At 67.8% G+C, this 26,201-nt stretch carries 21 protein-coding genes and 2 pseudogenes; 6 read left to right on the top strand and 17 right to left on the bottom strand.

Features of this window, described 5'->3' with window-relative positions; translation table 11 throughout:
* Positions 1 to 8 precede the first annotated feature (8 nt).
* From WG898_RS20040 to WG898_RS19980, 13 genes and pseudogenes are all read right to left on the bottom strand, one after another.
* A pseudogene (locus WG898_RS20040) lies at positions 9 to 1,154 on the bottom strand (M1 family metallopeptidase).
* Between the two features lie 85 nt (positions 1,155 to 1,239).
* Positions 1,240 to 1,998: an MgtC/SapB family protein gene (locus WG898_RS20035; protein ID WP_339604541.1), complete on the bottom strand. Its 759-nt coding sequence runs from the start codon at positions 1,996 to 1,998 to the stop codon at positions 1,240 to 1,242.
* 9 nt (positions 1,999 to 2,007) lie between these two features.
* On the bottom strand, positions 2,008 to 3,030 hold the full coding sequence (locus WG898_RS20030) for a diguanylate cyclase domain-containing protein (RefSeq protein ID WP_339604540.1): 1,023 nt from the start codon (positions 3,028 to 3,030) through the stop codon (positions 2,008 to 2,010).
* Between the two features lie 5 nt (positions 3,031 to 3,035).
* On the bottom strand, positions 3,036 to 4,082 hold the full coding sequence (gene cheB / locus WG898_RS20025; protein ID WP_339604682.1) for a chemotaxis-specific protein-glutamate methyltransferase CheB: 1,047 nt from the start codon (positions 4,080 to 4,082) through the stop codon (positions 3,036 to 3,038).
* Positions 4,083 to 4,084: 2 nt separating this feature from the next.
* Entirely contained in the window at positions 4,085 to 6,292 is a 2,208-nt protein-coding gene (locus WG898_RS20020) for a hybrid sensor histidine kinase/response regulator (RefSeq protein ID WP_339604539.1), read from the bottom strand.
* On the bottom strand, positions 6,289 to 6,930 hold the full coding sequence (locus WG898_RS20015; protein WP_339604538.1) for a chemotaxis protein CheW: 642 nt from the start codon (positions 6,928 to 6,930) through the stop codon (positions 6,289 to 6,291). Before WG898_RS20015 ends, WG898_RS20020 begins: the two co-directional genes overlap by 4 nt.
* 8 nt (positions 6,931 to 6,938) lie before the next feature.
* Positions 6,939 to 8,219, bottom strand: a complete 1,281-nt coding sequence (locus WG898_RS20010) for a CheR family methyltransferase (protein ID WP_339604537.1) — start codon at positions 8,217 to 8,219, stop codon at positions 6,939 to 6,941.
* On the bottom strand, positions 8,216 to 8,665 hold the full coding sequence (locus WG898_RS20005) for a chemotaxis protein CheW (RefSeq protein ID WP_339604536.1): 450 nt from the start codon (positions 8,663 to 8,665) through the stop codon (positions 8,216 to 8,218). The genes WG898_RS20010 and WG898_RS20005 overlap by 4 nt, the downstream gene beginning before the upstream one ends.
* Before the next feature lie 26 nt (positions 8,666 to 8,691).
* Positions 8,692 to 10,317 (bottom strand): methyl-accepting chemotaxis protein, encoded by a 1,626-nt coding sequence (locus WG898_RS20000; RefSeq protein ID WP_339604535.1) that lies wholly within the window; start codon positions 10,315 to 10,317, stop codon positions 8,692 to 8,694.
* Positions 10,318 to 10,419: 102 nt separating this feature from the next.
* Entirely contained in the window at positions 10,420 to 10,767 is a 348-nt protein-coding gene (locus WG898_RS19995) for an FKBP-type peptidyl-prolyl cis-trans isomerase (RefSeq protein ID WP_285235670.1), read from the bottom strand.
* 30 nt (positions 10,768 to 10,797) lie between these two features.
* Positions 10,798 to 11,142 (bottom strand): annotated as a pseudogene (locus WG898_RS19990) (FKBP-type peptidyl-prolyl cis-trans isomerase); the annotation flags it as partial.
* Between the two features lie 36 nt (positions 11,143 to 11,178).
* A complete protein-coding gene (gluQRS, locus tag WG898_RS19985; RefSeq protein ID WP_339604534.1) occupies positions 11,179 to 12,108 on the bottom strand; it encodes a tRNA glutamyl-Q(34) synthetase GluQRS in 930 nt (309 codons plus the stop codon).
* Complete coding sequence (locus tag WG898_RS19980; RefSeq protein ID WP_339604533.1) at positions 12,105 to 13,079, bottom strand: LysR family transcriptional regulator; 975 nt, start codon at positions 13,077 to 13,079, stop codon at positions 12,105 to 12,107. The genes gluQRS and WG898_RS19980 overlap by 4 nt, the downstream gene beginning before the upstream one ends.
* A 91-nt stretch (positions 13,080 to 13,170) precedes the next feature.
* Between WG898_RS19980 and WG898_RS19975 the strand changes: the two genes are divergently transcribed.
* Positions 13,171 to 13,878, top strand: coding sequence for a pirin family protein (locus WG898_RS19975; protein WP_339604532.1), 708 nt, complete (start codon positions 13,171 to 13,173; stop codon positions 13,876 to 13,878).
* A 32-nt stretch (positions 13,879 to 13,910) separates the two neighbouring features.
* Here WG898_RS19975 and WG898_RS19970 read toward each other — a convergent pair whose 3' ends face one another.
* The 4 genes from WG898_RS19970 to WG898_RS19955 all read right to left on the bottom strand — a co-directional run bounded on the left by WG898_RS19970 (position 13,911) and on the right by WG898_RS19955 (position 18,747).
* Positions 13,911 to 14,399, bottom strand: a complete 489-nt coding sequence (locus tag WG898_RS19970; RefSeq protein ID WP_339604531.1) for a hypothetical protein — start codon at positions 14,397 to 14,399, stop codon at positions 13,911 to 13,913.
* Positions 14,400 to 14,505: 106 nt separating this feature from the next.
* The gene (locus WG898_RS19965) at positions 14,506 to 17,103 is read right to left on the bottom strand and encodes a [protein-PII] uridylyltransferase (RefSeq protein ID WP_444718975.1); all 2,598 of its coding nucleotides are present in this window, start codon (positions 17,101 to 17,103) and stop codon (positions 14,506 to 14,508) included.
* 5 nt (positions 17,104 to 17,108) lie between these two features.
* Positions 17,109 to 17,912, bottom strand: coding sequence for a type I methionyl aminopeptidase (gene map / locus WG898_RS19960; RefSeq protein ID WP_339604530.1), 804 nt, complete (start codon positions 17,910 to 17,912; stop codon positions 17,109 to 17,111).
* Positions 17,913 to 17,922: 10 nt separating this feature from the next.
* Positions 17,923 to 18,747, bottom strand: coding sequence for an undecaprenyl-diphosphate phosphatase (locus WG898_RS19955; RefSeq protein ID WP_339604529.1), 825 nt, complete (start codon positions 18,745 to 18,747; stop codon positions 17,923 to 17,925).
* A 129-nt stretch (positions 18,748 to 18,876) separates the two neighbouring features.
* Here WG898_RS19955 and WG898_RS19950 point away from each other — a divergent pair, with 129 nt between their 5' ends.
* The 5 genes from WG898_RS19950 to WG898_RS19930 all read left to right on the top strand — a co-directional run bounded on the left by WG898_RS19950 (position 18,877) and on the right by WG898_RS19930 (position 26,190).
* Entirely contained in the window at positions 18,877 to 19,518 is a 642-nt protein-coding gene (locus WG898_RS19950) for a TetR/AcrR family transcriptional regulator (protein WP_339604528.1), read from the top strand.
* A 37-nt stretch (positions 19,519 to 19,555) separates the two neighbouring features.
* A complete protein-coding gene (locus tag WG898_RS19945) occupies positions 19,556 to 20,707 on the top strand; it encodes an efflux RND transporter periplasmic adaptor subunit (protein WP_339604527.1) in 1,152 nt (383 codons plus the stop codon).
* A 15-nt stretch (positions 20,708 to 20,722) separates the two neighbouring features.
* Positions 20,723 to 23,926, top strand: coding sequence for an efflux RND transporter permease subunit (locus WG898_RS19940; RefSeq protein ID WP_339604526.1), 3,204 nt, complete (start codon positions 20,723 to 20,725; stop codon positions 23,924 to 23,926).
* A gap of 33 nt (positions 23,927 to 23,959) precedes the next feature.
* On the top strand, positions 23,960 to 24,613 hold the full coding sequence (locus WG898_RS19935) for a protein-L-isoaspartate O-methyltransferase family protein (RefSeq protein ID WP_339604525.1): 654 nt from the start codon (positions 23,960 to 23,962) through the stop codon (positions 24,611 to 24,613).
* 212 nt (positions 24,614 to 24,825) lie between these two features.
* Positions 24,826 to 26,190, top strand: a complete 1,365-nt coding sequence (locus WG898_RS19930; RefSeq protein ID WP_339604524.1) for a TolC family outer membrane protein — start codon at positions 24,826 to 24,828, stop codon at positions 26,188 to 26,190.
* The last annotated feature ends 11 nt before the right edge of the window (positions 26,191 to 26,201 follow it).

Genomic DNA, 26,201 nt, shown 5'->3' with positions numbered 1-26,201 from the left:
GCCGGGGCTCAGTACGCCCAGCGCTCGAACAGGCGCTGCAGGCTCACGCCTGCAGCGCCTTCCATCGCCTGCTGCAAGTCCGCCGCCTTCACGCTGTGCCCCGTGTTCGCCTGGGTGTAGCGCTTGAAACCGGCCCAGAACGCCGCCTCACCCAGCTCCTGGCGCAGCGCATGCATGAAGAGCATGCCCTTGCTGTAGTGAATGGCGCGCTTGAGCCCCAGGCTGGGGTAGTCGCCCGGCCAGCTCAGCGGCTTGTCGAAGCCCGCGGCCTTGGCGCGCTCCCAGCGCTTGCGCGCCAGATCGAGCTCGCGCTGGTAGGCGGCCTCACCCCAGCGCTGCTACTTCCAGGCCGCGGTCATGAAGCTGGTGATGCCCTCGTTGAGCCAGAACTCGTTCCAGTCGGCGCAGGTGATCAGATTGCCCCACCACTGGTGCGCCAGCTCGTGCGCGATCACCCAGTCTTCCTCGGGCGTGGCCAGGATGGGGTCCAGCATGGCCTTGCCGATCACTGCATGCCGGCTCACCTCCTGCGCCACGCCGCCCGGCACCAGCAACTGGGTGTATTCGGCATGCGGCAGCGCCACGCCGGCCTTGGCCTCGAAAAAGGCCAGCATCGCCGGCGTGCTGGCAAAGCGCGCGCGCAGGCCGGCGGCGTCGTCCACGGCGCCCAGATAGCGCAGGGTCTTGCCTCCGGCGGGCTCGCTGGCTTGCTGGAAGCGTCCGGCGGCAAAGCCCAGCACATAGAGCGGGTAGGGGCGCTCGGCATCGCTGGCCACGCTGAGCCAGCCGGCCGGCAGCTCGAAGTCGATCTGCAGGCTTGCCCGGTCCAGCAAGCGGCCCACGCAGGGCAGCCAGCTGCAGCTCTGGTAGGCGGTGTAGACGTAGTCGGCGCCGAACACCAGGCCCTCGGCCGCCGGCGCCTGGTAGCGCAGTGCCAGCGTCAGCACTGGCCCGGCGCCGGCGGGCAGTTGCAGATGCCAGCCCGCCTCGCTGTGGCGCAGGGTCAGGCCTTGCCCGTCCAGTTCGGCATGGCTGAGCTGCAGGCCGGGCGCGGCCAGCAGCAGCTCGCGGCTGCCGGGCGCCACGCCGCTGATCTGCAGCCGGGCCTGGACCTGCAGGCGTTGCGCCTCGACGTCGGGCCGCACATGCAGCATGTAATGCTCGGCGCGCTGCGCCAGTGCCGGCGCGGCCAGCGCCAGCGGCGCCAGCAGGCGCCAGAGGGATGTCAAGGCCATGGGCTCAGTTGCGCGCGTGCGTGACGCGGTACTCGGCCAAGCCATCGAGCTCGTGCAGATGGCTGGAGAAGCGCGTCAGCGTGCTGCCCTTGTAATTGCGCTTGGCGGTGCAGACAAAACGCCATTCCTCGCGCCCGCCGCTTTGTTCGATGCTCAGCGAGCCGGGCGCGAAGCGAAAGCCCAGGCGCTCGGCAAACTCGGCCAGCTCATCCTGTTTGAAATGCCGGCCCGGCTTGCCGCGTATCAGCACCGAGATGGCGGGATGCGAGGGCAGCTTGGCCTCCAGCTTGGCGCCCCACATCATCAGCCCGGCGCAAAGCAGCGTAAGCATGATGGCGGCGAAATAAAAGCCCATGCCCAGCAGGATGCCGATCGCCGAGGCCGCCCACAGCGAGGCCGCGGTGGTGAGGCCGCTGATGTTCATGCCCTCGCGCATGATGACGCCGGCGCAGAGGAAACCGATGCCGGTGACCACGCCCTGGATGACCCGCGTCGGGTCGGTGAATTGCGGCATGTCGCCGCCCGCGGCGTGGCCGCCGAACCATTGGCCCGGATAGCCCACCAGAATGGTCACCGCGCAGGCCGCCATGCAGACCAGGGCATAGGTGCGCATGCCGGCGGCACGGCCGTGGAAGGCGCGCTCGTAGCCGAGGATCAGACCCAAGAGCATGGCGCCCATCAGGTGCAGCAGCATCAGCACATTGGCTTGCCACTGCGCGGCGCTCCAGTAGCGCAGCAGGTGGTCGAAATCGAGCAGGTTCATGGCTCGATGCTACCTTTGCTCGGACGCCGATGGCTGCTTCAGGACAACACGGTTCTTGCCCGCGTGTTTGGCCTCGTACAGGGCCTGGTCGGCGGCGGCAATCAACTCCCTCGGGGCGATATCGGCCGTGGGCATTAGCACCGCAGCACCGACGCTGACGCTGACGCGACCATAGCCGAGTGATCCACGGTGCGGCATTTGCAGCGCCGCCACGCCGTCGATCACGTGCTGCCCACGCTGTTGAACCCCCTCCAAGCTGGTATGTGGCAGGATGATGGCAAACTCTTCACCCCCATAGCGGGCCGGCAGGTCCGCGGCGCGCTGGGCGGCCTTTTCCAGGGCGCCGGCCACGGCCTTGAGGGCCTCGTCTCCTGCCTGGTGGCCATAGCCATCGTTGTAGGCCTTGAAGTCGTCGATATCTATCATCAGCAGCCCCAGCGGGCATTGCTCTCGCTGCGCGCGCCGCCACTCGAGGTCGAGCTGGGTGTCGAAGGTACGTCGGTTGGCCAGTCCGGTCAGGCCGTCTACACGGCTCAGTCGTTCCAGGGCCAAATTGGCATCGACCAACTGCTGCTGGCTTTCGCGCAGGGCGCGATAGGCCTCGTCGCGTTGCAACTGGTGCTGGTAGCTGCGCGAGTGCAGTCGTATTCGGGCCACCAACTCGATTGGGTCGGGCAGCTTGACCAGGTAGTCATTGGCTCCGGCGTTGAAGCTGTCGCGTTTGGTGCCAGCCTCTTCGCGACTGGACAGGACGATGACCGGCACATCGCGTGTGCGCGGCTGGCTTCGATAGCCGCGCACCAGGCTCAGCCCGTCCACGCCGGGCAGCACCAGATCTTGCAGGATCACGCTTGGGCGCAGCAACTCGGCCTGGGCCTGGGCCTGCGCCGCATCCTGGCAGTAATGAAAGCCAATGTCCGGCTGCTCAAGCAGCATGCGCCGGATCGCCTCACCGATGATGGGTTGATCGTCCACCAGCAGCACCAGGACGTCGCCGGAGCCCCTGTCCATCTGCACTTGACTCTGTTGCATACCGTTCAACGTCCTTGTTTTGCAGCTGCGCCCGCCATGCCGACCTGCCGGCACAGCGCTGGGGCGATCTCGTTCAATGGCAGCACGGCACGCGCAGCGCCGAGCTCGATGGCGGCGGCCGGCATGCCGAACACCGCGCAACTGGCCTGATCCTGTGCAATCGTCTCGTGGCCGACCTCGCGCAGCGCCAGCAGGCCGCGTGCACCATCGCGCCCCATGCCGGTCAGCAAGACCGCGCTGAGGGCGCCGCGCCAGTGGCGCGCGGCGCTGAGAAAGAACTCATCTACCGAGGGGCGGTAGGGCAGCGCCTCGGGTGCGGCGTCGAGCTCCAGCCGGCCATCGGCGCACAGGCGCAAATGCTGCGGCCCGCCCGCCAACAGCACCACGCCGGGCTGCGGCGGCTCACCGGCGCGTGCCAGGCGCACCGGCATGGCCGACTGGCGACCCAGCCAATGCGCCAATTCGGGCGCAAAGGCAGCGTCTAGATGCTGCACCAGCACGATGCTGGCGGGAAACTGCGCGGGCAGTGCGGCCAGGATGGTGGCGAGAGCGGCCGGCCCGCCGGCCGAAGCGCCCAGGGCCACCAGGCGCGCCGCTCCTACCGGGGTGGCCAGGGCCGGCGCCAAGCGCGGGGGCGCGCGCAAGGCGGCCGGCGCGAGCAGCCGCCGGCGCAAGTCCTCCAGCTTGCGCAGCAGCGCGGGTGCCAGTGCAGAGGCGCTGCCGGAGCCCTGCCAGGTGGGCGTGTCGACTGCGTCGAGCGCGCCGGCCCCCATGGCCTCGAACACCTTGGACGCTTGGACCCCGACATCACTGGTCACGATCAGGATGGTGCAGGGCGTGTTGGCCATGATGGCACGCGTGGCGGCCACCCCGTCCATGCGGGGCATCAGCAGGTCCATCAACAGCACGTCTGGGCGGTCCCGCAGGCAATGCTGCACCGCAGCTTGGCCATCCTCTGCCACCCAGGCCAATTGCCAGTCGGGCAGGCCAGCGAGCGCGCGCCGGATCGCCTCCACCGCCAGCGGCATATCGTTGGCGATGGCAATGCGCAGGCTCATGCGGGCACTCCTATCAGGTCGGCCACTGCACGCAGCAGGCTTTGGTCATGGAAACTGCCCTTGGTGAGGTAGTAATCGGCACCGGCTTCCAAACCACGCTGCCGGTCCTCTTCGCGATCCTTGTAGGACACGATCAGCACCGGCAGCTGCTTGAGCTGGGCATCGCGGCGCACCAGGCGTGTCAGCTCGATACCGTCCAGGCGCGGCATGTCCACGTCGGTGAGCAGCAAGTCGAACTGGCCCGCACGCAGCATGTTCCAACCGTCCATGCCGTCCACCGCGGTGTTGACCTGGTAGCCGGCGGCCTCCAGCAACTGGCGCTGCAATTCCCGCACCGTGAGTGAATCGTCCACCACCAGCAGCCTCTGTCGTGCGCGCTGAGCTGCGGGGCCAGCGTCAGCCAACTGGCGCAATTCGCCCATGCGCAGACGCTTCTCGATCGAGCGCAGCAGATCGTCCACGTCCAGCACCAGCAGCACGGCGCCATCATCCGCCACCGCGGCCGCAGCCAGATCCTGCAGTTTTCCCAGCCGAGCATCCAGTGGCTGCAGCACCAGTTCGCATTCGCCCTCCAGTGCGTCGACGATCAGGCCATGCGGCTCAGCCGGGGTGCCAAGCACGACGATCGGCAACTCGGACGCGGCTGGCGCCGCGTCGCCACCCAGCAACTCGTTGGCCGCCAGCAGGCCGACGGCGCGGCCATTCAGCGAGACATGGCTGCGCCCCTCCAGCTGTGCAATCCGATCTGAGGCGACGCGCGCCGTGCACACCAAGCGGCTCAGTGGCAGCGCGTAAGCGGCCCCGCCTATACGCACGCGCAGTGCACGCAGCACCGACAACGCCAGCGGCAGCTGCAGCAGGAAGCGACATCCCGCCTTGGGTGTGCTGCTGACGCGCACATTGCCGCCAACGCGGCGCGCCAGCGACTGCACTGCATCCAGTCCCACGCCGCGCCCCGATACCTGACTGAGTTGCTCGCGCAGGCTGAAACCTGGCAGAAACAGGAACTCCAGCAGCTCCGGTTCAGACATGCTGCTGGCAAGGGCCTCGGTGCTGAGGCCGCGCCGCACGATGGACCGGCGCAGTGCGGCCAGGTCGATGCCTGCACCGTCATCGCTGACGCTGATGTGCAGAAGGCCGCCAACATGGCGCGCCTCCACCTGCACCAGACCCTCGGCGGCCTTGCCGCAAGCCAGGCGTTGCTCGGGAAGCTCGAGCCCATGGTCCAGAGCGTTGCCCAGCAGATGCGCCAGGGGGGCCTCCAACTGCTCAAGCAAATCGCGATCCACGCTGGTGTTGCTGCCCAGTATCTCGAGCCTGACCTGCTTGCCCAGCGAACGTGCCAACTCACGCACCATTCTTGGCAGGTTCTGCACCCCATCGGCAAAGGGGCGCATGCGGCAGTCCAGTGCCTGCTCGTACAGGCGGCGCGCCAGATCGCCGCTGCGCTGTTGCAGCGCCTGCTGCTCTTGCTGCTGGGCAGCCAGCGTCAGTGCGCTCTCGCTTAGTAGCTGCTGCATGCCCAGCAGGGCCCTTGTCAGCTCGGGCGAGGCCGGACCCTGGGTGCGCAGGCCCTGCGCCAGCTCGGCAAGGCCGCGTCCCAAAGCCTGCTGCTGCCGCTTGAGGCGCTGCAGCCCGGTGCCCAGCGAGCGCATGCGGCGTGCTTCGACCCGGGCCTCACCGGCCAGACTCAGCATCCGCCGCAGTTGCTCGGCGTTGACGCGCAGCACGCGCGCCTCGGCGGCAGCAGCGACCGTCGTAATCGGTTCGAGTTCGGGCAGCACCACGGTTCGATCGGGCGTGCCGCTGCCAGCCGCCTGCACGGCCTTTTGATAGGCCAGTGCCTGCGCATGATCGGCCTGGGCCCAGGCCGCCAGCGCCAGCTCGTCCAGCGCGCCGAGTGACTGCAGCAGATCAAGCCCGCGCAGCAGCAGATCGATCTCCGACTGGCCCAGCCGTCGCGTGCCGCCTTGTGCGGCTACTAACAGCTCCTCCATCTGGTGTGCAATCGTAACGCCGGCGTCCAGCCCTACGATGCGCGCCGCGCCCTTGAGCGAGTGTGCGGCACGCATGCAGGCGGCCAGCGGATCGGCCGCATCGGGCTGGCGTTCCAGCCGCAAGAGCCCCTCGGTGAGCACCTGGGCCTGGCTCTGCAATTCCATACGGAACAGCTCGAGCATGGAGTAGGCACCCAGCTCGCTCATGCCAGTGCCTCGTGCATGCGTGTCAGCAATATGGCCGGATCCAGCAGCCCTATGCTGATTTGGCGCCAGCTCAGCAGGCCCTGCGCGAAGGGTGCAGGACTATGGGCCAGATGGACCGGCAGGGCTTGCAGGTCGGCGTCGGCGTGGCGCAGCACGCCCAGCACCTCATCGACGCGGCAGGCCAGACGGCCCTGCTCGGCGTTCAGTATCAACAGCCTGGCAAGGCGCGCTGGCGCAACGGCTCCGGTCTGCAGCGTGAGCAGTCGCGCCAGGGCCAGGCACGGCAGCAGCTCGCCGCGCACATTGCACAAACCCTGCAGTGCACCATTGCGCCGGTGCGGCAAGGGGTGGATGTCGCGATCTTCCACCACCTCGGTAATGCAGTGCACTGGCAGAGCCAGGCATTCAGCCGCGATGCGAAAAGCCAGCACGGCACGCAACTGGTTGTTGGCCGGGCCGACGGCAGGCGCTGCCAGTTGAGCGCTTCTGTGCTCGCGATAGCCGCTGGGCGCAGGGCGTGCCAGGCGGGTATGCGCCGCATTGGCGTAGCTGGGGCAGTTGCGGCAGTGCACATGCACCGTCAGCTCCTTGCAGCTGCGGTCACCGGCAATGCCGATGCGTTGCCAGCAATATTCCATGGCAGCGCTCATGGTGCCGCCGCCCGGCGCGCCCGCAGCAGTTGTAGGCGCTGTTCGGCGCGCGCGGCTGCGGCATCACCGCGTGCGCGCAACTGCAGCACCAGCTGCGTCAGGGCTGGCTCATGCTCGGGGTTCAGGTAGAGCGCCTTGCGCAAGCAATCCAGGGCGGCATCTGCCTCGCCATCGGCGGCCGTGATCACGGCCAGCAATTGCCAGGCATCGGCATGGTTCGCCTGGGACTGCAGCAGGCGCTCGCAAAGCTGTCGCGCCAATGCCAGCTGACCGGCATTGGCGGCGGCGGTGGCGGCCTCCAGGCTTGCGGGCTGGGTTGGCAGGCTTGCTGCTGGCAATGTTGGCGCCGCTGCAAGCCTTGCTGCGGCAGGTGGCGGCCTCATGGTACGTGCCTGCGGCGTGGCCAGCACCACAGGTGGGGGCATGGCTTGGGGGTGCATGGCTGGCCGCGCTAAGGGCGCGTGCGGCCGGCTACGCTGAAAGGCAAACACGCCCGCCAACTCCCGGGTCTGGAAATGCTGGCGGGAGGGCAAGGCGGTTTCGGCAGGTGCGAGGAACAGCAGCCCATCCTCTTTCAACAGGGCGTGCAGGCGCTGCAACAGGCGCTGCTGCGCTTCGGGGCGAAGGTAGATCAGCAGATTGCGGCAGAACACCATGTCGTATGGCGGCTCGCCAGCGAGCAGCTGTGCGTCCAGCAAATTGCCATGCCGCCAACGCACTTGGCGGCGTATTTCGTCCTTGAGCCGCAGGCGTAACTGCTGCCTCGCCTGCGACGGCAGCGTTTCGAAGTGGCGGGCGCAGAATGCGGCGTCACAGCCGCGCAGGGCGTTGGGCCCGTATTCAGCCATTTGCGCACGCGCCAGGGCGGCCTGACTGATGTCAACGCCGTCGATGCTGAAGTCCTGCGCTGCCAGTCCGGCATCGAACAGCGCGATCGCCATGCTGTGCGGCTCTTCGCCAGCGGCACAGGGCAGGCTGGCCAGACGCAGCGGTGGGCCTGCGTGCCGGCGACGTTGCACGGCCAGGCGCCCGAGTGCGGCCAGTGCCTCGGGGTCGCGCATGAACCAGCTCTCCGCCACCACCGTCAGCTCCACCAGGGCCTGGAGTTCAAGCTCGCTGTGCTGCAACAGCTCCCAATACGCCCGGTGGTCGCTTGCGCCGCAGACACTCATGCGCTGCGTGACAAAACCTCGCAGGGTGGCCGAACTCATCACGCCAGCGTCCAGGCCCAGGCGCTGACGCAGCAGGGCTTCGGCCTGGGCCAGTGCCTTGTTCATGACAGGGCCGGCGCTGCAAACAGGCTGTCCAGCATTGCTTCGGGCAGCAGCCCTTGCAAGCTGACGCGCTGTACCAGTTCGCCCCCGGGCAGGCTGGCCAGCTCGCCCAGCCATGGCGCGCCGCGCAACTGGGCGGCACCGAACGCACCATCTTCCAGGCGCAGGGTGTCGGTGGCCTGCTCCACCAGCAAAGCCAGCCGGCGTGATGGCGGGCCCAGCTGCACCAGCAGCATGCGCGTGCTCAGCAACTCTGCCGCCGGGCGCCCCAGCGCCAGCATGCACAGATCCAGCACCGGCACCGACCGCCCGCGCAGATTGCAAAGGCCGGCGACGGGTGCCGGCGCATCGGGCCAGGCCCTCAGTAGCAGCATGGGCAGGACTTCCAGCACCTGGCATGCCGCCAGCACATAGCGGTCGGGGCCGAGTCTGAAGCTCAGGTACAGCATGGTCGGACGGACGGCGCGGGCCTGTTTCAGGCATGTAACTTGAAGCGCGACACGCCGTTGCGCAACCCCTGCGCGACACCGTCCAGGCTCTGTATCGCCTGCTCGGACTGCGAGAGTGCTTGCACCGTCTGACGCGCCGCCTCGCCCAGTTGGGTCAGGGCCTGGCTGATCTGGCCTGCGCCGTCCGTTTGAGTCTGCATGCCATTGTTGACACTGTCAAAACGCGGCGCCAGCGCCTGTGCCTGCTGGATGATTTCGCCCAGCTGGGCGCTCACATGTGCGGCCTCTTGGGTTCCGCGGCGCACCTCGTCGGCGAACTTGTCCATGCCCATCACGCTGGCGGACACCGCCGACTGGATCTCCTTGACCATCTGCTCGATGTCCTCGCTGGCAATCGCGCTCTGATCCGCCAGGCGGCGCACCTCGGTGGCGACCACCGCGAAACCGCGTCCGAACTCGCCCGCTTTCTCGGCCTCGATCGCCGCATTGAGGGAGAGCAAATTGGTCTGATCGGCCACCTTGGTGATGGTCGTGACGACCATGCCGATATTGGCGGCGCGTTCATTCAGCACCGTTAGCCGGGCATTGATGGCCTCGGTGGCGTTCATCACACCATGCATGCTGGCCTCCATGCGCGCCAGGCTGGCATGTCCTCCGCCGGCGAGTGCGGCGCTCTGCTCGGCCGCGTGCGCCAGCTCCTTGACGGTCTGCAGCAGGCCATGCGCGGTGTTGGCGATTTGATTCGAGGTAGCAGCGATTTCGCTGGTGGTGGCAGCCACTTCAACGGCGGTGGCCTGTTGTTGGCGCGTTGTGGCGGCAATCTCAACAATCGAGCTGCCGACATGCATGCTGGACTGCTGGATTTGCCCGACCAGGGCTGCCAGCTCGTCGCTCATGCGATTGAAGCCCTTGGCGAGCGTGCCGAACTCATCGCTGCGGTTGGCCGCAAGGCGCTGGCTGAAATCACCCTGGCGAATCGCGTCCAGCGCCAGCAGGACTTCCTGCATCGGCCGGCTGATGGCACTGAGCAGCCACCAGCCCATCAGCAGCGCAGCGCCGGCGCTGATGAGGGCCACCATGCCGATTTCCTGCTGCGTGTTGGCCACCTGCTCGCGGATCTGGCCCATGCTGCGCTTGGCCTCGCGGTCATTAAGGTCCAGCAATGCCTTGAGCTGCTGGTACAGGGCGTTCTGGGCATGTTCCTGCTCCGTCACGATGGCTGCGACGGCAGCATCGCCCGCCTTGTCGGTGAGTAGCTTGCTCAGGGTGTTGTTGAGCTCCTGGACCTTCTGACCGGTGTCCTGGACAGCAGCGAACACCCGCCGATCTTCTTCCAGGGTGATGGTCTTGGCGTAAGCCTCGCTCACCTGCTGGCGTTCCTGCCTGAGCGCGCTCAGACGCTCCTGCAGATTGCGGCGTTCTTCGCCACTCTTGGCGACTCGCATCTGCAGGCTCAGCACCTGCTCCTCGCGCCAGCGTGCACGCAGTGCGGCACCTTGACGTAGGCCGGCAATGGAATCCTTCTCGACCTTGGCGGTCTCCGCCGAAACCTGCAGCAGATGCCAATGCGTCAGGCCGCCCAGCAGGGCAATCAGCGCCAGCAGGAAACCGAAACTCGCGGCGATGCGCAGGCGCAGGGTCCAGGTTCTCATTCGGCAACTCCCTTTTGATGAGGGGAGTTTAGCGGCGAGCTGGCCCGGCCAAGGGTGCGAAACGGGAGAACTAGCCCTGCTGTTTCTCCCCGCCAACGTTCTTCAAACCGCCAGCAACTCCACCTCGAACAGCAGCGTGGCATTGGGCGGGATCACGCCGCCGGCGCCGCGCGCGCCATAGCCCAGCTCGGCCGGGATCACCAGCATGCGGGTACCGCCCACCTTCATGCCCTGCACGCCCTCGTCCCAGCCACGGATCACCTGGCCCTGGTCCAGATGGAAGCGGAAGGGATCGCCGCGGTCCTTGCTGGAATCGAACTTCTTGCCGCGCAGGCCGTTCTTGTAGAGCCAGCCGGTGTAGTGCACGGTGACGCGCTGGCCGGACTTGGCCTCGGCGCCTTCGCCCAGGGTCACGTCCTGGAACTGCAGGCCGGAGGCGGTGCTTTGCAGCTCCAGGCTGAGCTCGGTGTCGCCGCCCGCGAGGGCCAGCAGTTCCACCTCGAACATCAGCGTGGCATTGGGCGGAATCACGCCGCCGGCGCCGCGCGCGCCATAGCCCAGCTCGGGCGGGATCACCAGCACGCGCGTGCCGCCGATCTTCATGCCCTGCACGCCCTCGTCCCAGCCGCGTATCACCATGCCGCCGTCCAGCTCGAACTGGAAGGGGTCCTTGCGGTCCTTGCTGGAATCAAACTTGGCACCCTTGATGCCGTCCTTGTAGAGCCAGCCGGTGTAGTGCACGGTGACGTCCTGGCCGGGCTTGGCTTCGGCGCCGCTGCCGGTCACGGTGTCTTCGTATTGCAGGCCGCTGGGGGTGGTGTTCATGTCATGTCCTTTGCTGCGGAGGCCGGCATCATGCCATCAAACCGGCCCTACTTGGCGGTAAGGCCAGGCGGCCACGCCTTCGGCCAGGGCCTCGGACAGGCTGGCGGCCTGCAGTTGCAGGCCCAGCGGCAGGGCGGCGGCCTTGAGCGCGCGCAGCGGGTCGCTCAGGTCTGCGGGCAGGGCGCCATTCTGCTTGGAGAGCTTCTCGCCGTTCGCGCCCAGCAGCAGCGGGGTGTGCAGGTAGGCGGGCCGCGGGTAGCCCAGCAGTTGCTGCAGGCGGATCTGACGCGGCGTGTTGTCGGCCAGGTCCTCGCCGCGCACCACATGGCTGACGCCTTGCTCGGCGTCGTCCACCACCACCGCGAGCTGGTAGGCCCAGAGGCCGTCGGCGCGCTTGAGCACGAAATCGCCCACGCTATGGGTCAGGTCTTGCCTTTGCGCGCCCATGCGGCGGTCCTGCCAGGCTATCAGCAGTGCGCTGTCATCGTCGCCGAGGCCGGCGCTGCTGCGCAGCCGCCAGGCGCGCGGCGCGCGGCCCTGGGTGCCAGCGCGGCAGGTGCCGGGGTAGACCAGCTCGGCATGGCGCGGCCGGCCCAGGCTGGCCGCGGCGATGTCCTTGCGCGAGCAGGCGCAGCCATAGACCCAGCCCGCCGCCTCCAGCCTGGCCAGGGCCCGCGCATACAGCGCGCCGCGCTGCGATTGCCAGACCGGCGCCGCATCGGGCAGCAGGCCCAGGCGGGCCAGCTGGGCGAGGATCTGTTGGTCGGCGCCAGGCACGCAGCGTGGCAGGTCGACGTCCTCGATGCGCACCAGCCAGCGCCCGCCATGGGCGCGCGCGTCCAGCCAGCTGGCCAGCGCCGCCACCAGCGAGCCGGCATGCAAGAGGCCGGTGGGCGAGGGCGCGAAACGTCCCACGTAGCGTCCCACGTAGCTTCCCACATAGCGTCCCACATAGTGGAGGCTCACAGCAGCAGGCCCTCATGCTGCTCCAGCAAGGCGCGGCGCGTGGTGTCGCCCTGCAGCTGCTGCAGCCACCAGGCCAGGGCCTTGGGCGGTGGCTGACCGCCCGACCCGGCCTGGCGCCAGGCATAGTGCAGCGGGAATAGGCGGCGCTGCTGGTAGGTGCGCTTGTGCACCAGCCGGCCGGCCTCGATATGGCGGCGCACCATGGGTGCGGGCAGGGCGCCGCAGCCCAGGCCGCGCAGCATCGCCTCCAGCTTGGCGACCATCGAGGGCATGGTCAGCACCTCCTGACCGGGCATCACGCCCACCGTGATGGGCTCCATGCTGCGGGCGGTGTCGGCCACGGTGACGATGCGGTGCTCGGCCATGGTGGCAGCCGAGAGGGGTTCGGGCAGATTCGCCAATGGGTGATGCGGCGCGACGCAGAACATCATCTCCATCTCACCCAGCGGAGCACTCACCACCGCGCTGCCGGGCGCCTGGGCCGAGGTGCCGATGGCCAGGTCGGCCTGGCCTGACATCAGCGCCTCCCAGGTGCCGGCCATCACCTCCACGCGCAGCTTGAGCCGCGTGGGCGGCGCGCCGCCCCCGGGCAGGCGCTGGGCATAAAAGGCCTCCATCAGGTCGAACAGGGCGCGGCGGGCAATCGCATCGTCGATCGCGATGGTGAGCTCGCTTTCCCAGCCGGTGGCGATGCGGCGCACGCGATTCGCCACCGCGTCCATTTCCTGCAGCAGGCGGCGGCCCTCGCTGAGCAACTCCTGGCCGGCCGCGGTGAGCTGGGCCTGGCGCGAGCTGCGGTCGAACAGCAGCACGTCCAGCGCTTCTTCCAGCTGGCGCACGCTATACGTCAGGGCCGAGGGCACCTTGCCGATTTCGCGCGCGGCGGCGGCAAAGCTGCCGGTGCGGGCGATGCTGTCCATCATGGCGAGGGCTTCGGGGGTGAGGACGCGGCGTTTGTCTGACTGGGCCATGGTTTCATCTTATTTGAACGCTGGCTTCAAGGCCGTACCGTGCTGCCGCATGACTGCCACTCCTACAGTGGGGGCCAGGAGATCACCCAGCATGATTGAACTGATCAGGTCTTGCGAACGCGGCCATGCCGACCACGGCTGGCTGAAGAGCCATCACAGCTTCTCGTTCGCCGATTACCACGACCCGCGCCGCATGGGCTTCGGTGCGCTGCGCGTCATCAACGAGGACCGCATCGCCCCGGGCACCGGCTTTGGCACGCATGGCCATCGCGATATGGAGATCATCAGCTATGTGCTGGCCGGCGAGCTGGCGCACCGCGACAGCACCGACGCCGCCCGCACCGGCGTGCTGCGAGCCGGCGATGTGCAGCGCATGAGCGCCGGCAGCGGCGTGATGCACAGCGAGTTCAATCATGCCAGCGACAGCGCCACGCATTTCCTGCAGATCTGGATACAGCCCGATGTGCGCGGCGTGGCGCCCAGCTACGAGCAGATCCATGTGCCGGCCGAGCAAAAGCGTGGCCGCCTGCGGCTGCTGGCCTCGCCAGACGGGGATGAAGGCTCGCTGCACATGCATGCCGACGCCAGGCTCTATGCCGGCCTGTTTGATGGCAGCGAGGCCGCGCAGCTGAGCTTGAACGCCGCGTGCCTGGCCTATGTGCACCTGGTGCGCGGCGAGCTGACGGTGAACGGCCAGGCCCTGAAGGCCGGTGATGCGCTGCAGCTCAGCGCCGAAACGCAGCTCAGCCTGGGGCAGGGGCGGGACGCTGAGGTGCTGGTGTTCGAGCTCGCCGTGTAGGCGGCTGGGCGGGTCTGTTGTTAGGCCGCTGTTCAGAACGCTGGTGTTGACGTGACTAAGCGCCAAAGCGCGGGTGCCAGTGGAAAGAGCACGAAGATCGAGACGATGAAGCCTACGCAGAGCGTGATCGCCAAGAAGCCGTAGATCGCGTGCGCCCGCGCCTGCCGCTTGGCCGCCGTACCACGCAGCACAGCGGTCTTGACGAGTACAAGGTAGCCGACCGGCGGAAACACGGCAGCACGTCTGATGCGCGCGGACATCACCCAGAACCAAGCGGCAAGGGCCACACTGCAAACCAGGACTATCGCCAATACGCAGGCAACCACGAGGGCGAATCGCTGCTCTTGCAGGCTGGTGGTGGCAGCGCTGGCGATCCATGAACGAGCGGTCGGAAAGGCCCAGCGTTGCGACAAGTACTCGATGGCAATGGGCAGGGCGAGCAGGATTGCGAGAACCAGGAAGTCGATCTTGCCAGGCCGAACATGTTCAACCGGTGTGGAGGGCGGTGTTGCGGCTTTCACAATGGCTTTCCACTTGCTTGTGGTCGCGGATCAATGCAGCGAGCAGCTTGTTGTCTCGATGTGCGGGCGCTGGCCATCGCAGTCACGGGGCGCCGACGCAGCGGCCTTAGCCCGGCAGCGAGACCGCGTCCAGCAGCTCGCTCTCGATCTGCAGCTGCAGCTTGTTCTGCTGCAGCGCGGCGCCGTCCACCAAAAAGGTGTCCTCCACGCGTTCGCCCAGGGTGGAGATCTTGGCGAGCTGCAGATTGATGTGGTGGCGCGCCAGCACGCGCGCGATCGCGTAGAGCAGGCCGGCGCGGTCGCTGCTGCTGATCGAGAGCAGCCAATGTTGGGCGCGCTCGTCGGGACGTAGCGTCACGCGCGGGGTGAAGGGGAAGGACTTGACGCGACGCGACAGGCGCCCGCGGCGCGGCTCGGGCAGCGGGCCGGTGGCCGCCAGCGCCTGCGCCAGCTTGGACTCGACCAGCGAGACCAGATCACGGTGGTGCAGCTCCTGGTCCGGCGAGATGATTTGAAAAGTGTCGAGCGCAAAGCCCTGGCGCGTGGTGTGGACCTTGGCATCCAGGATGTTGAAACCGGCGCTGTCGAAATAGCCGCAGATGCGTGCAAACAAGTCCTGCTGGTCGGGCGCATAGACCAGCACCTGCAGGCCTTCGCCCACCGGCGAGGGGCGCGCGCGCACGATCGGCACGCTGCTGTGCACATGGCGCCATAGCGAGCGCGCATGCCAGGCCAGGTCGCTGGCATCGTGGCGGGCGAAGTAGCTGACCGTGAGCGTTTCCCACAAGGGTCCCTCGGTGCCCGGCAGCATGGAACGCAGGGCCAGGTCTTGCCTGGCCTCCTGCTTGCGCGCCTCGATCTCGACGTCCATGCTCACGCGCGCGCCGCCCAGCGCGCGCAGGCTCAGGCGGTAGAGGTCTTCCAGCAGCTTGCCCTTCCAGGCGTTCCAGACCTTGGGGCTGGTGCCGCGGATGTCGGCCACGGTCAGCAGATAGAGCGCGGTGAGGTGGCGCGCGTCGCCCATCTTGCCGGCGAAGGCCTCGATCACTTCGGGGGCGGAGAGATCCTCCTTCTGCGCCACGCGCGACAGCGTCAGGTGATGCTGCACCAGGAACTGCACCAGCTCGGCATCCGCCTTGGCCAGGCCATGCTCGCGGCAGAAGCGCCGCACCTCGCGTGCGCCCAGCTCGGAGTGGTCGCCGCCGCGGCCCTTGGCAACGTCGTGGAAGATCGCGGCGATATAGAGCAGCCAGGGCTTCTCGAACTGGGCCGCCAGCTGCGAGCAAAAGGCGTACTCATGCGCATGCTCGGGGATGAAGAAGCGCCGCACATTGCGCAGCACCATCAGGATGTGCTGGTCCACCGTGTAGACGTGGAACAGGTCGTGCTGCATCTGGCCGACGATGCGGCGGAACACCCACAGATAGCGCCCCAGCACCGAGGTCTGGTTCATGAGCCGGAAGGCGTGCGTCTGGCCCTCGGGCTGCTGCAGGATGCGCAAAAAGGTGGCGCGGTTCACCGGGTCGCGCCGGAAGGCGCTGTTCATCAGCTCGCGCGCGTTGTAGAGCGCACGCAGGGTGCGTGCCGACAGGCCGTTGATGCCGGGCGTGGCCTGGTAGACCACAAAGGTCTCCAGGATGGCATGGGGGTCGCGCTCGTAGAGGTCGTCGCTGGCCACCTCCAGCATGCCGGCGCGGTCCAGAAAGCGCGCGTCGATGCGGCGCATCGGCGCGTTCTGCGAGCCGTTCACCTGCTCTTCCAGGTTCAGCAAGAGGATCTGGTTGAGCTGGCTCACCGCCTTGGCGGCCCAGTAGTAGCGCCGCATCAGCACCTCGGAGGCGCGCTGGGCACGGCTGGCCTGGTAGCCGAAGCTCTCGGCCACGGCGTTCTGCAGGTCGAACACCAGGCGGTCCTCGCGCCGGCCCGCCACCACATGCAGGCGCGCGCGTATCAGCTTGAGCACGCCCTCGTTGCGTTGCAGCTGGCGGCTCTCGAAGGGCGTGATCAGGCCCTTGGCGGCCAGCTGGGTCCAGGTCTTGCCCAGGCCGGCGGCACGCGCGATCCAGATCAGCAATTGCAGGTCGCGCAGCCCGCCCGGGCTTTCCTTGCAGTTGGGCTCCAGCGCGTAGGGGGTCTCGTCGTACTTGGTGTGGCGCTGGCGCATCTCCAGCACCTTGGCGCGCAGAAAGGCGCGGGCGTCCATGGCCGCCGCGATGCGCTGCTCGAACTGCTTGAACAGCGGCTTGGCACCGGCCAGTAGGCGCGCTTCCAGCAGCGCGGTCTGCACCGTCACGTCGCCGGCGGCCTCGCTGACGCAATCGTCCACCGTGCGCACCGAGGAGCCAATCTCCAGGCCGATGTCCCAGCAGGCGGTGATGAAGGCCTCGATGCTGGCCTTCAGCGGCCCCGGCTGGTAGGGCTCCAGCCCCTCGGGCAGCAGCAGCAGCACGTCGACATCGGAGTAGGGAAACAGCTCGCCGCGGCCATAGCCGCCCACCGCGGCAAGCGCCGCGCCCGCGGGCAGGCCGGCCTGGCGCCACAGGGTCTGCAGGGTGGCGTCGACATGGCGCGCCAGTTTGCGCATCAGGCCGGCGGCGGCCCCCACGGTGGGCTCGGCGTCGCGGAAGGCCTGCAGCAGGCCGGTCTTGCCGGTCTTGAAGTGCTGCCTGAGTTCGGCAATGCCTATTTCAGGCATGACGCTCATGGGTGTCAGCCGGTGATGAAGGCGGGCGGCGGCGGGCTGCCGGCCGAGAGCGTCATGACCTCGTAGCCGGTCTCGGTCACCACCAGGGTGTGCTCCCATTGCGCGGACAGTGAGCGGTCCTTGGTGACGATGGTCCAGCCATCGCCCATCTCGCGGATCTCGCGGCGGCCGGCGTTGATCATGGGCTCGATGGTGAACACCATGCCGGGCACCAGTTCCTCCAGCGTGCCGGGGCGGCCATAGTGCAGCACCTGCGGCTCTTCATGGAACTTCTGGCCTATGCCATGGCCGCAGAACTCGCGCACGATGGCAAAGCCGGCGTTCTCGGCAAAGGTCTGGATGGCATGGCCGATATCGCCCAGGCGCGCGCCCGGCTTGACCTTGGCAATGCCGCGCCACATCGCCTCGTAGGTGAAGGCGCACAGGCGCTTGGCGGCGATCGAGCCCTCGCCGACGATGAACATGCGGCTGGTGTCGCCATGCCAGCCGTCCTTGATGACGGTGACGTCGATATTGACGATGTCGCCGTTCTTCAGCGGCCGGTCGTTCGGGATGCCATGGCAGACCTGATGGTTGATCGAGGTGCAGATGGACTTGGGGTAGGGCGTGTAGCCCGGTGGGCAGTAGTTCAGCGGCGCCGGAATGCCCTGCTGGACGTTCACGATGTGATCGTAGGCGAGGCGGTCGAGTTGGTCGGTGGTGATGCCGGGCTTCACATGGGGGGTGAGCATGTCCAGCACTTCGGAGGCCAGGCGGCCCGCCACGCGCATCGCGGCGATATCCGCCGCGGACTTGAGGGTGATCGTCATAGCCCGAATCTTAATCGGCCCAGCTCACCACCCCCGTCCAGGCGGTGGCCAAGACCACGATGCCAAAAGCGATGCGGTACCAGGCAAAGGGCACGAAGGTATGGCTGGAGATGTAGCGCAAGAGCCAGCGCACGCAGATCCAGGCGCTCACGAAGGACAGCAGCAGGCCCACGCCGAACAGCGGCAGGTCGGCCATGCTCAGCAGGGCGCGTTCCTTGTAGAGGCTGTAGACGCCCGCACCGATCAGGGTGGGCATGGCGAGGAAGAAGGAGTAGTCGGTGGCGGCCTTGCGCGACAGGCCCAAGAGCATGCCGCCGATGATGGTGGCGCCCGAGCGGCTGGTGCCGGGGATCATGGCCAGGCATTGCACCAGGCCCACCTTGAGTGCGTCCAGCGGGCCCATGCCGTCCACCTCATGGATACGCACCGCAGCCTGCGGCCGCTTCTCGGCCCACAGAATGATGAAGCCGCCCAGGATGAAGGTGCTGGCCACCACCGTGGGCGTGAACAGATGCGCCTTGATGGCCTTGCCGAACAAGAGGCCCAGCACCACCGCGGGCAGGAAGCCGATCGCCACGTTCAGCACGAAGCGGCGCGCGCGCACATCGTGCCCCAAGCCGGCGGCGGTAGCGGCCAGGCGCTGCCAGTAGACCAGGATGACGGCAAAGATCGCGCCGGTCTGGATGGCGATGTCGAAGACCTTGCTCTTGGCGTCGCTGAAGCCCAGCAGCGAGCCGGTCAGTATCAGGTGTCCGGTGGACGAGATCGGCAGGAATTCGGTCAGGCCCTCGACGATCCCCATGATCGCGGCCTTGAACAACAGCATGGCGTCCACGCGCACTCCAGATTGAGAAGCAGGGGCGCGATGATAGCCGGGGCAATGGAGGTGGCCGCCGTCTGGCGTCAGTCTTGACCCGCCGGAACGCGCCGCCTACATTACTGACCGGTCAGTCAGTATGAGCCCATGGCCAGTTCCAGCCCCTCGCCCCGTCAGCGCCGCAAGCAAGCCCGCCCGCAGGAACTGCTGGATGCGGCACTGAGCCTGTTCGTCGAGAAGGGCTACGCGGCCACGCGTTCGGAGGAGGTGGCGGCGCGTGCCGGCGTGTCCAAGGGCACGCTCTACCTCTACTACCCGTCCAAGCAAGAGCTGTTCAAGGCGATGGTGCGCGCCAGCCTGGCCTCGCCGATCGCCGAGAGCATGGCCGTGGCGGCGCAGTACCGTGGCAGCATGGCCAGCCTGTTGCGCACCCTGATGGCGGATTGGTGGGCGCGCATCGGCATGAGCCCGGCCGGCGGCATCACCAAGATCATGATGGCCGAGGCGCGCAACTTCCCCGAGTTGGCGCAGTTCTATGTCGACGAGGTGATACGGCCCACCCAGGAATTGCTGGCCGGCCTGCTGGCCAAGGGCGTGGCCAGCGGCGAATTCCGTCCGGTGCCGGTCGAGCACGCGGTGCATGTGCTGATCGCGCCGATGCTGCATCTCGTGTTACACCAGCACTCCTTTGGCGCCTGTGCCCTGCATGGCCCGCCGCTGGATGCCAAGGCGGTGCTGGAGGTGCAGCTGGACCTGGTGTTGCGCGGCCTGCTGGCGTCGCCGCGCTGATGCCAATCGATCAAAACAATCCCGCGGAGACGAACGCATGAAGAGCAAGCTTGGGTGGAAGATTGCTGTGCCGTTGCTGGCCCTGCTCATCGTGGGCGGCCTGGCTGCCAGCTATCTCAAGGGCAAGCGTGCCGCGCAGGCCGTGGCGCCCAAGTCCGCCACGGTGCTTGAGCTGGGCGCGCTGGATGTCGTCACCCTGCAGCCGCAGCGTTTCGCGCGCGGCCTGGCGATCTCGGGCAGCCTGCGCGCGGTGGACCAGGCGCTGCTGAAGGCCAAGGTGGCCGCCGAGCTGAAGAGCCTGACGGTGCGTGAGGGCGATGCGGTGCGCGCCGGCCAATTGCTGGGCCAGCTCGACGCCACCGAATTCGAATGGCGCCTGCGCCAGGCCGAGCAGAGCGCGCTGGCCGCCAAGGCCCAGCTGGACATCGCCAGCCGCAGTGCCTCCAACAACCGCGCCCTGGTGGGGCAGGGCTTCATCTCCTCGACGGCGCTGGAGGCGGCGCAGTCCAGCGAGGCCAATGCCAAGGCCAATCTGCTGGCGGCCGAGGCGGCCGTGGAGCTGGCACGCAAGGCGCTGGCGGACACCAGGCTGCTGGCGCCGATTGCGGGCCAGGTCTCGCAACGCCTGGCCCAGCCGGGCGAGCGCGTGGCGGTGGACGGCCGCATCCTGGAAATCGTCGACCTCGCGCGGCTGGAACTTGAGGCGGCGCTGCCGGCCGAGCAGGCCACCGGCCTCAAGGTCGGCGCGCCGGCCTCGCTGCAGGTGGAGGGCCTGGCCGCGCCGGTGCAGGCCCAGGTGGTGCGCATCAGCCCGAGCGCCCAGGCGGGCTCGCGCGCGGTGCTGGCCTATCTGCGCTTGGCCGGCCAGCCGGGCCTGCGCCACGGCATGTTCGCGCGTGGCCGCCTGGTGCTGGAAGAACGCGAGGCGCTGGCCCTGCCGACGGCGGCGGTGCGGATGGACCGTGCCCAGCCCTATGTGCTGCTGGCCGACGCCGGAAAGGTGCGCGCACAGCCGGTGCAACTGGGGGCTGCCGGCGAGCTGGACGGTGGCGTGCCGGCGCTGGAGCTGCGCGGCGGCCTGGCGGCCGGTGCCCAGGTGCTGACGGCCGCGGCCGGCCCTATCGCCGAGGGCAGCCTAGTGCGCGTGGCGCCCACGGCCAACTCTGCCGCCAGCGGCGCGGCGCGCTGAGCGCGGGACCCGACCATGTGGTTCACCCGCATCTCCATCCAGAACCCGGTGATGGCCGTGATGGTCATGCTCGCCTTCGTGGTGCTGGGCCTGTTCAGCTACCAGCGCCTGGCAGTCGACCAGTTCCCGAATATCGACCTGCCCACCGTGGTGGTGGCGATGGACTATCCCGGCGCCTCGCCCGAGATCGTCGAGGCCGAGGTCACCAAGAAGATCGAGGAGGCCGTCAACACGGTGGCCGGCATCAGCTCGCTGTACTCGCGCTCCTACGAGGGCACGGCGGTGGTGATCATCGAGTTCAACCTCGATATCGACGGCCGCAAGGCCGCCGAGGACGTGCGCGAGAAGGTGGCGCTGATACGCCCGCTGCTGCGCGACGAGGTCAAGGAGCCACGCATCTCGCGCTTTGATCCGCAGAGCGCACCGGTGTTCAACGTGGCCCTGTTGTCCGAGGACGGCAAGACCAGCACCCAGGACCTCACCACCTGGGCCACCCAGGTGCTGCAAAAACGCCTGGAGAACGTGCGCGGCGTGGGCTCGGTGCAGGTGGTGGGTGGCCTGCAGCGCCAGATCCAGCTCTTCCTCAAGCCCCAGGCCATGGAGGCGCTGGGCGTGGGCGTGGACCAGGTGCTGGCCGCGGTGCGCAGCGAGAACCAGGAACTGCCGATGGGCAATCTGCGCTCGCGCGAGCAGGAACGCGTGGTGCAGATCAATGCGCGGCTCAAGCGCCCCGAGGACTTCCGCGACATCGTGGTGGCGCGCAAGGCGGGCACCTCGGGTGTGGTGCCGATCAAGCTCTGGCAGGTGGCCGAGGTGGTGGACGGGCCGCAGGAGGTCGAGAGCCTGGCGCTCTACAACGGCCAGCGCACTGTGCTGCTGTCGGTGCAGAAGAGCCAGGGCGAGAACACCATCGCGGTGGTCGACGGGCTGATGGCGGCGCTCAAGGACGCGCAAGGCCTGACCCCCAAGGGCGTGAGGCTGGAGGTGAACCGCGACAACTCGCGCGCGGTGCGCGTCTCGGTGGCCAACGTCAAGCGCACCCTGTTCGAGGGCGCGGCGCTGACGGTGCTGATCGTGTTCCTGTTCCTGAACAGCTGGCGCTCCACCGTCATCACCGGCCTGACCCTGCCGATCGCGCTGATCGGCACCTTTTTGTTCATGTACCTGTTCGGCTTCACCATCAACAACATCACCATGATGGCGCTCTCGCTGTGCGTGGGCCTGTTGATCGACGATGCCATCGTGGTGCGCGAGAACATCGTGCGCCATGTGGCGATGGGGGTGAGCCCGCGCCAGGCGGCGTTGGACGGGACGGAGGAGATCGGCCTGGCGGTGCTGGCCACCACGCTGTCCATCGTCGCGGTGTTCCTGCCCATCGGCTTCATGGGCGGCATCGTCGGCAAGTTCTTCCACGAGTTCGGCATCACCATCGTCGCCGCGGTGCTGATCTCGATGTTCGTGAGCTTCACGCTGGACCCGATGCTGTCCAGCGTCTGGCACGATCCCCATGCCGGTCATTCCGGCCATGGCGCGCCCGAGGAAGGGCCGCTGAGCCTGTACGACCGCACGGTGGGACGCGTCACCGGGCAGTTTGACCGGCTGACGCTGTGGCTCTCGGACGTCTACCAGCTGATCCTGGCCTGGTCGCTGCGCCACAAGGGCAAGACCCTGCTGATCGCGCTCTCGACCCTGCTGCTGAGCTTTGTGCTGCTGGGCGGGGTGGGCAAGGAGTTCGTGCCCAAGGCCGACCTCTCCGAGACCCAGGTGAACTTCTACACCCCGGTGGGCTCATCGCTGGAGGTGACCGAGGCACGCGCCAAGCAGATCGACGCGCTGCTGCGCGCCATGCCCGAGGTGCGCTACACCGTCACCACCATCAACAGCGGCTTTGCCGCCGGCAAGATTTACGGCTCCATCTACGTGCGCCTGGTGGATCGCAAGGACAGGCAGCGCAGCGTGGCCGATCTCGCCACGCCGCTGCGCGAGAAGCTCGCCGCCATTCCGGGCATCACCGTCACCAATATCGGCCAGACCGATCTGGGCGGCGGCAAGAGCCTGCAGTTCTCGATCCAGGGCTCGGACCTGAAGGAACTGGAGCGCATCGCCAAGCGCGTTACCGAGAAGCTGCGCCAGGTGCCCGGCCTGGTGGACCTGGACAGCACGCTCAAGCCCAACAAGCCCACCGTCTCGGTGGAGGTGAGGCGCGACGCCGCCGCCGATGTGGGCCTGAACGTGAACGCGCTGGCGAGTTCGCTGCGCACCCTGGTGGCCGGCACCACGGTGGGCAACTGGCGCGCCCCGGACGGCGAGAACTACGACGTCATCGTGCGCCTGCCGCCCCAGCAGCGCGACAGCCTGGCCGATCTGCAAGACCTACCCCTCAATGTGGCGGCCGCCAGCGACGGCTCGGCGCGCGTGGTGCGGCTGGCCCAGGTGGCCGACATCCTGCCCTCCACCGGACCCAACCAGATCAACCGGCGCGACATGAACCGCGAGATCACCATCGACGGCAATGCCCTGGGGCGCAGTTCGGGCGAGGTTTCGGCCGACATCCAGAAGATCCTGCAGGAAAGCGACTTCCCGCCCGGCTACCGCTATGCCTTCGGCGGCTCGACCAAGAACATGAACGAGAGCTTCCAGTACGCGGTGGGCGCGCTGAGCCTGGCCATCATCTTCATCTACATGATTCTGGCCAGCCAGTTCAAGAGCTTCCTGCAGCCGCTGGCGCTGATGAGTTCGCTGCCGCTGACCCTGATCGGCGTGATCCTGGCGCTGCTGCTGTTCCGCTCCACGCTGAATATGTTCAGCGTCATCGGCATCGTCATGCTGATGGGCCTGGTGACCAAGAACGCCATCCTGCTGATCGACTTCGCGATCCGCTCGCGCGAGGGCGAGCATGGCCATGGCGTGGATGCCGAGCCGATGAGCCGCGATGCCGCGCTGCTGCACGCCGCGCGGGTGCGGCTGCGCCCCATCCTGATGACGACGCTGGCGATGGTGTTCGGCATGGTGCCGCTGGCCTTTGCGCTCTCGGAGGGCTCGGAGCAGCGCGCGCCGATGGGGCAGGCGGTGATCGGCGGTGTCATCACCTCATCGCTGCTGACCCTGGTGGTGGTGCCGGTGATCTACTGCTACCTGGACGATCTGTCGCAGTGGGCCAGGCGCAAATGGTCGCGCGGCATGACCGATGGCAATAGCGCAGCGCGCGCCGGGAAATAGAATCGCGCCGGAAGATTTGAGCCAAGGATGAGCATGAACTACGAACAAGCCCGCTTCAACATGATCGAACAGCAGATCCGGCCCTGGAATGTGCTGGACCAGGATGTGCTGGATTTGCTGGCCGCGGTGAAGCGCGAGGACTTTGTGCCCGCTGCCTGCCGCGCCATGGCCTTCTCCGACACCGAGCTGCCGCTGGGCGAGGGCCGCTTCACGCTGGCCCCGCGCGTGGAAGCGCGCCTGCTGCAGGAGCTGAAGGTGGCGCGGCATGAGAAGGTGCTGGAGGTCGGCACCGGCAGCGGTTTTGTCGCTGCCCTGCTGGGGCACCGCGCGGCACGCGTGGTGACGCTGGAGTCCAACCCCGCGCTGGCGCGTCAGGCGGCCGAGAACCTGCGCCGCGCCGGCCTCAGCAATGTCACGGTGCGCGAAGCGGCCGGCGCCCAAGGCCTGGTCGGCGAGGCGCCGTTCGACGCCATCCTGCTGTCGGGTTCGGTGGCCGAGGTGCGCGCGGCCCTGCTGGCGCAGCTGAAGCTGGGCGGGCGCCTGCTCGCCATCGTGGGCGAGGAACCGGTGATGCGCGCCACCCTCACTACCCGGGTGGGCGAGCAGGAGTACAAGAGCGTCGAACTGTTCGACACCGTAGCGCCGCGCCTGCCGGGCTTCGAAGCGGCCTCGGCCTTTGTGTTTTGATGGCGCCGGCGCGGCCCATCGTTGCCAATCGCCATCACGGCCTGCGAAGTCTGCAAGTCGTCGCATTTCTTAAGCCTTCGGGCCTGGATAGAGTCTATAAACTCGCCGGCGGCATCAAGGCCGGGTCTTGCGAGCAAGACCGCTGGATGCCTAGACATTGATACGAAGAACCCGCCCCGCCAGGGGATCCAACTATGCTGCAAGGAAGCGTCATGCCTGCTGACCGTGACAACAAGTCGAACAAGGCGCGCACCGCAATGCGCCTGAGCACCCTCGCCATGGCGCTTGGCCTCATCGGCGCGGGCGTGCAGGCACAGAGCCTGAACGAGCTGTATGACGCGGCGCGCGCCTACGACGCCAGCTATCTGGCCGCGCGCGCGCAGGCAGAGTCGGCGCAGTACAAGGCCGCGCAGGCCGATGCGCTGGCAAGGCCCAGCCTGGGCCTGGGCGCTTCCGCAACGCACCAGCGCGTTGATCCGCCCAACGGCGGCAATGTCAATTCCAACACCTTGCAGGCCGGGCTGAAGGGCAGCTATGCGCTCTACAACCGCGGCAACGCGCTCTCCATCGATCAGGCCCGGCGCGCCCTGGGCGTGGCGCAGGCGGATCTGGAGTCGGCCGAGCAGGACCTGATCTTCCGCGTGGCCCAGGCCTATTTCGACGTGCTGGCGGCCCGCGACACGCTGGCCACCACGCGTGCCAACAAGACGGCCATCAGCGAGCAACTGGCCTCGGCCAAGCGCAATTTCGAGGTCGGCACGGCCACCATCACCGACACGCGTGAGGCACAGGCCAAGTACGACCTGGCCACGGCGCAGGAACTGGCGGCCGACAACGATCTGCGCGTCAAGCGCGTCACGCTGGACCAGATCGTCGGTCGTGTGGGGGTGGAGCCCAAGCCCCTGGCGGTGCCGGTGGCCCTGCCGGCGCTGCCGTCCACCAATGTGGATACCTGGGTGGCGCAGGCCGACGAGCAGCATCCCGGCGTGCGCAAGGCGCGCCTGGGCCTGGAGCTGGCGCAGCTGGAGACGCAGAAGGCCAAGGCCGCCGAAGGGGTGACGGTGGACCTGAACGGCAGCCTGGGCGCGCAGAACCTGCACAACAACCTGAGCGGCATGGCCGCCATCCAGTCGGGCGTGGGCACGAGCAAGAACGCTTCGCTGGGCGTCACCGTGAGCTTCCCGCTCTATACCGGCGGTGCGACGCAGAACCGCATCAAGGAGACCCTCAAGCTGGAGGAGAAGTCGCGCAACGATCTGGACTATGCGCGACGCCTGGTGTCCGAGAAGACCAAGAGCACATTCTTCCGCTGGCAGTCCAGCATGGCCCAGGTGAAGGCCTATGAGGCCGCGGAGTCGTCCAGCAAGCTGGCCCTGGAAGCCACCCAGCTGGGCTACAAGGTCGGTGTGCGTGTCAACCTGGACGTACTGAATGCCCAGACCCAGCTCTACAGCACCCAGCAGAACCTGGCCAAGGCGCGCTACGACACCGTGCTGCTGAGCCTGGGCCTGCGCCAGGCCGCCGGCCAGCTGCGGCCCGACGATGTGGCCGCGGTGAACCAGCTGCTCGCCAAGTAAGCCGGGCCGCG

The sequence above is a fragment of the Paucibacter soli genome, from assembly GCF_037482845.1.
Classification (GTDB): Bacteria; Pseudomonadota; Gammaproteobacteria; order Burkholderiales; family Burkholderiaceae_C; genus Paucibacter_B; species Paucibacter_B soli.
Note: the sequence above shows the minus strand (reverse complement) of the source record. Positions and strands in the feature narration are given on the sequence as shown.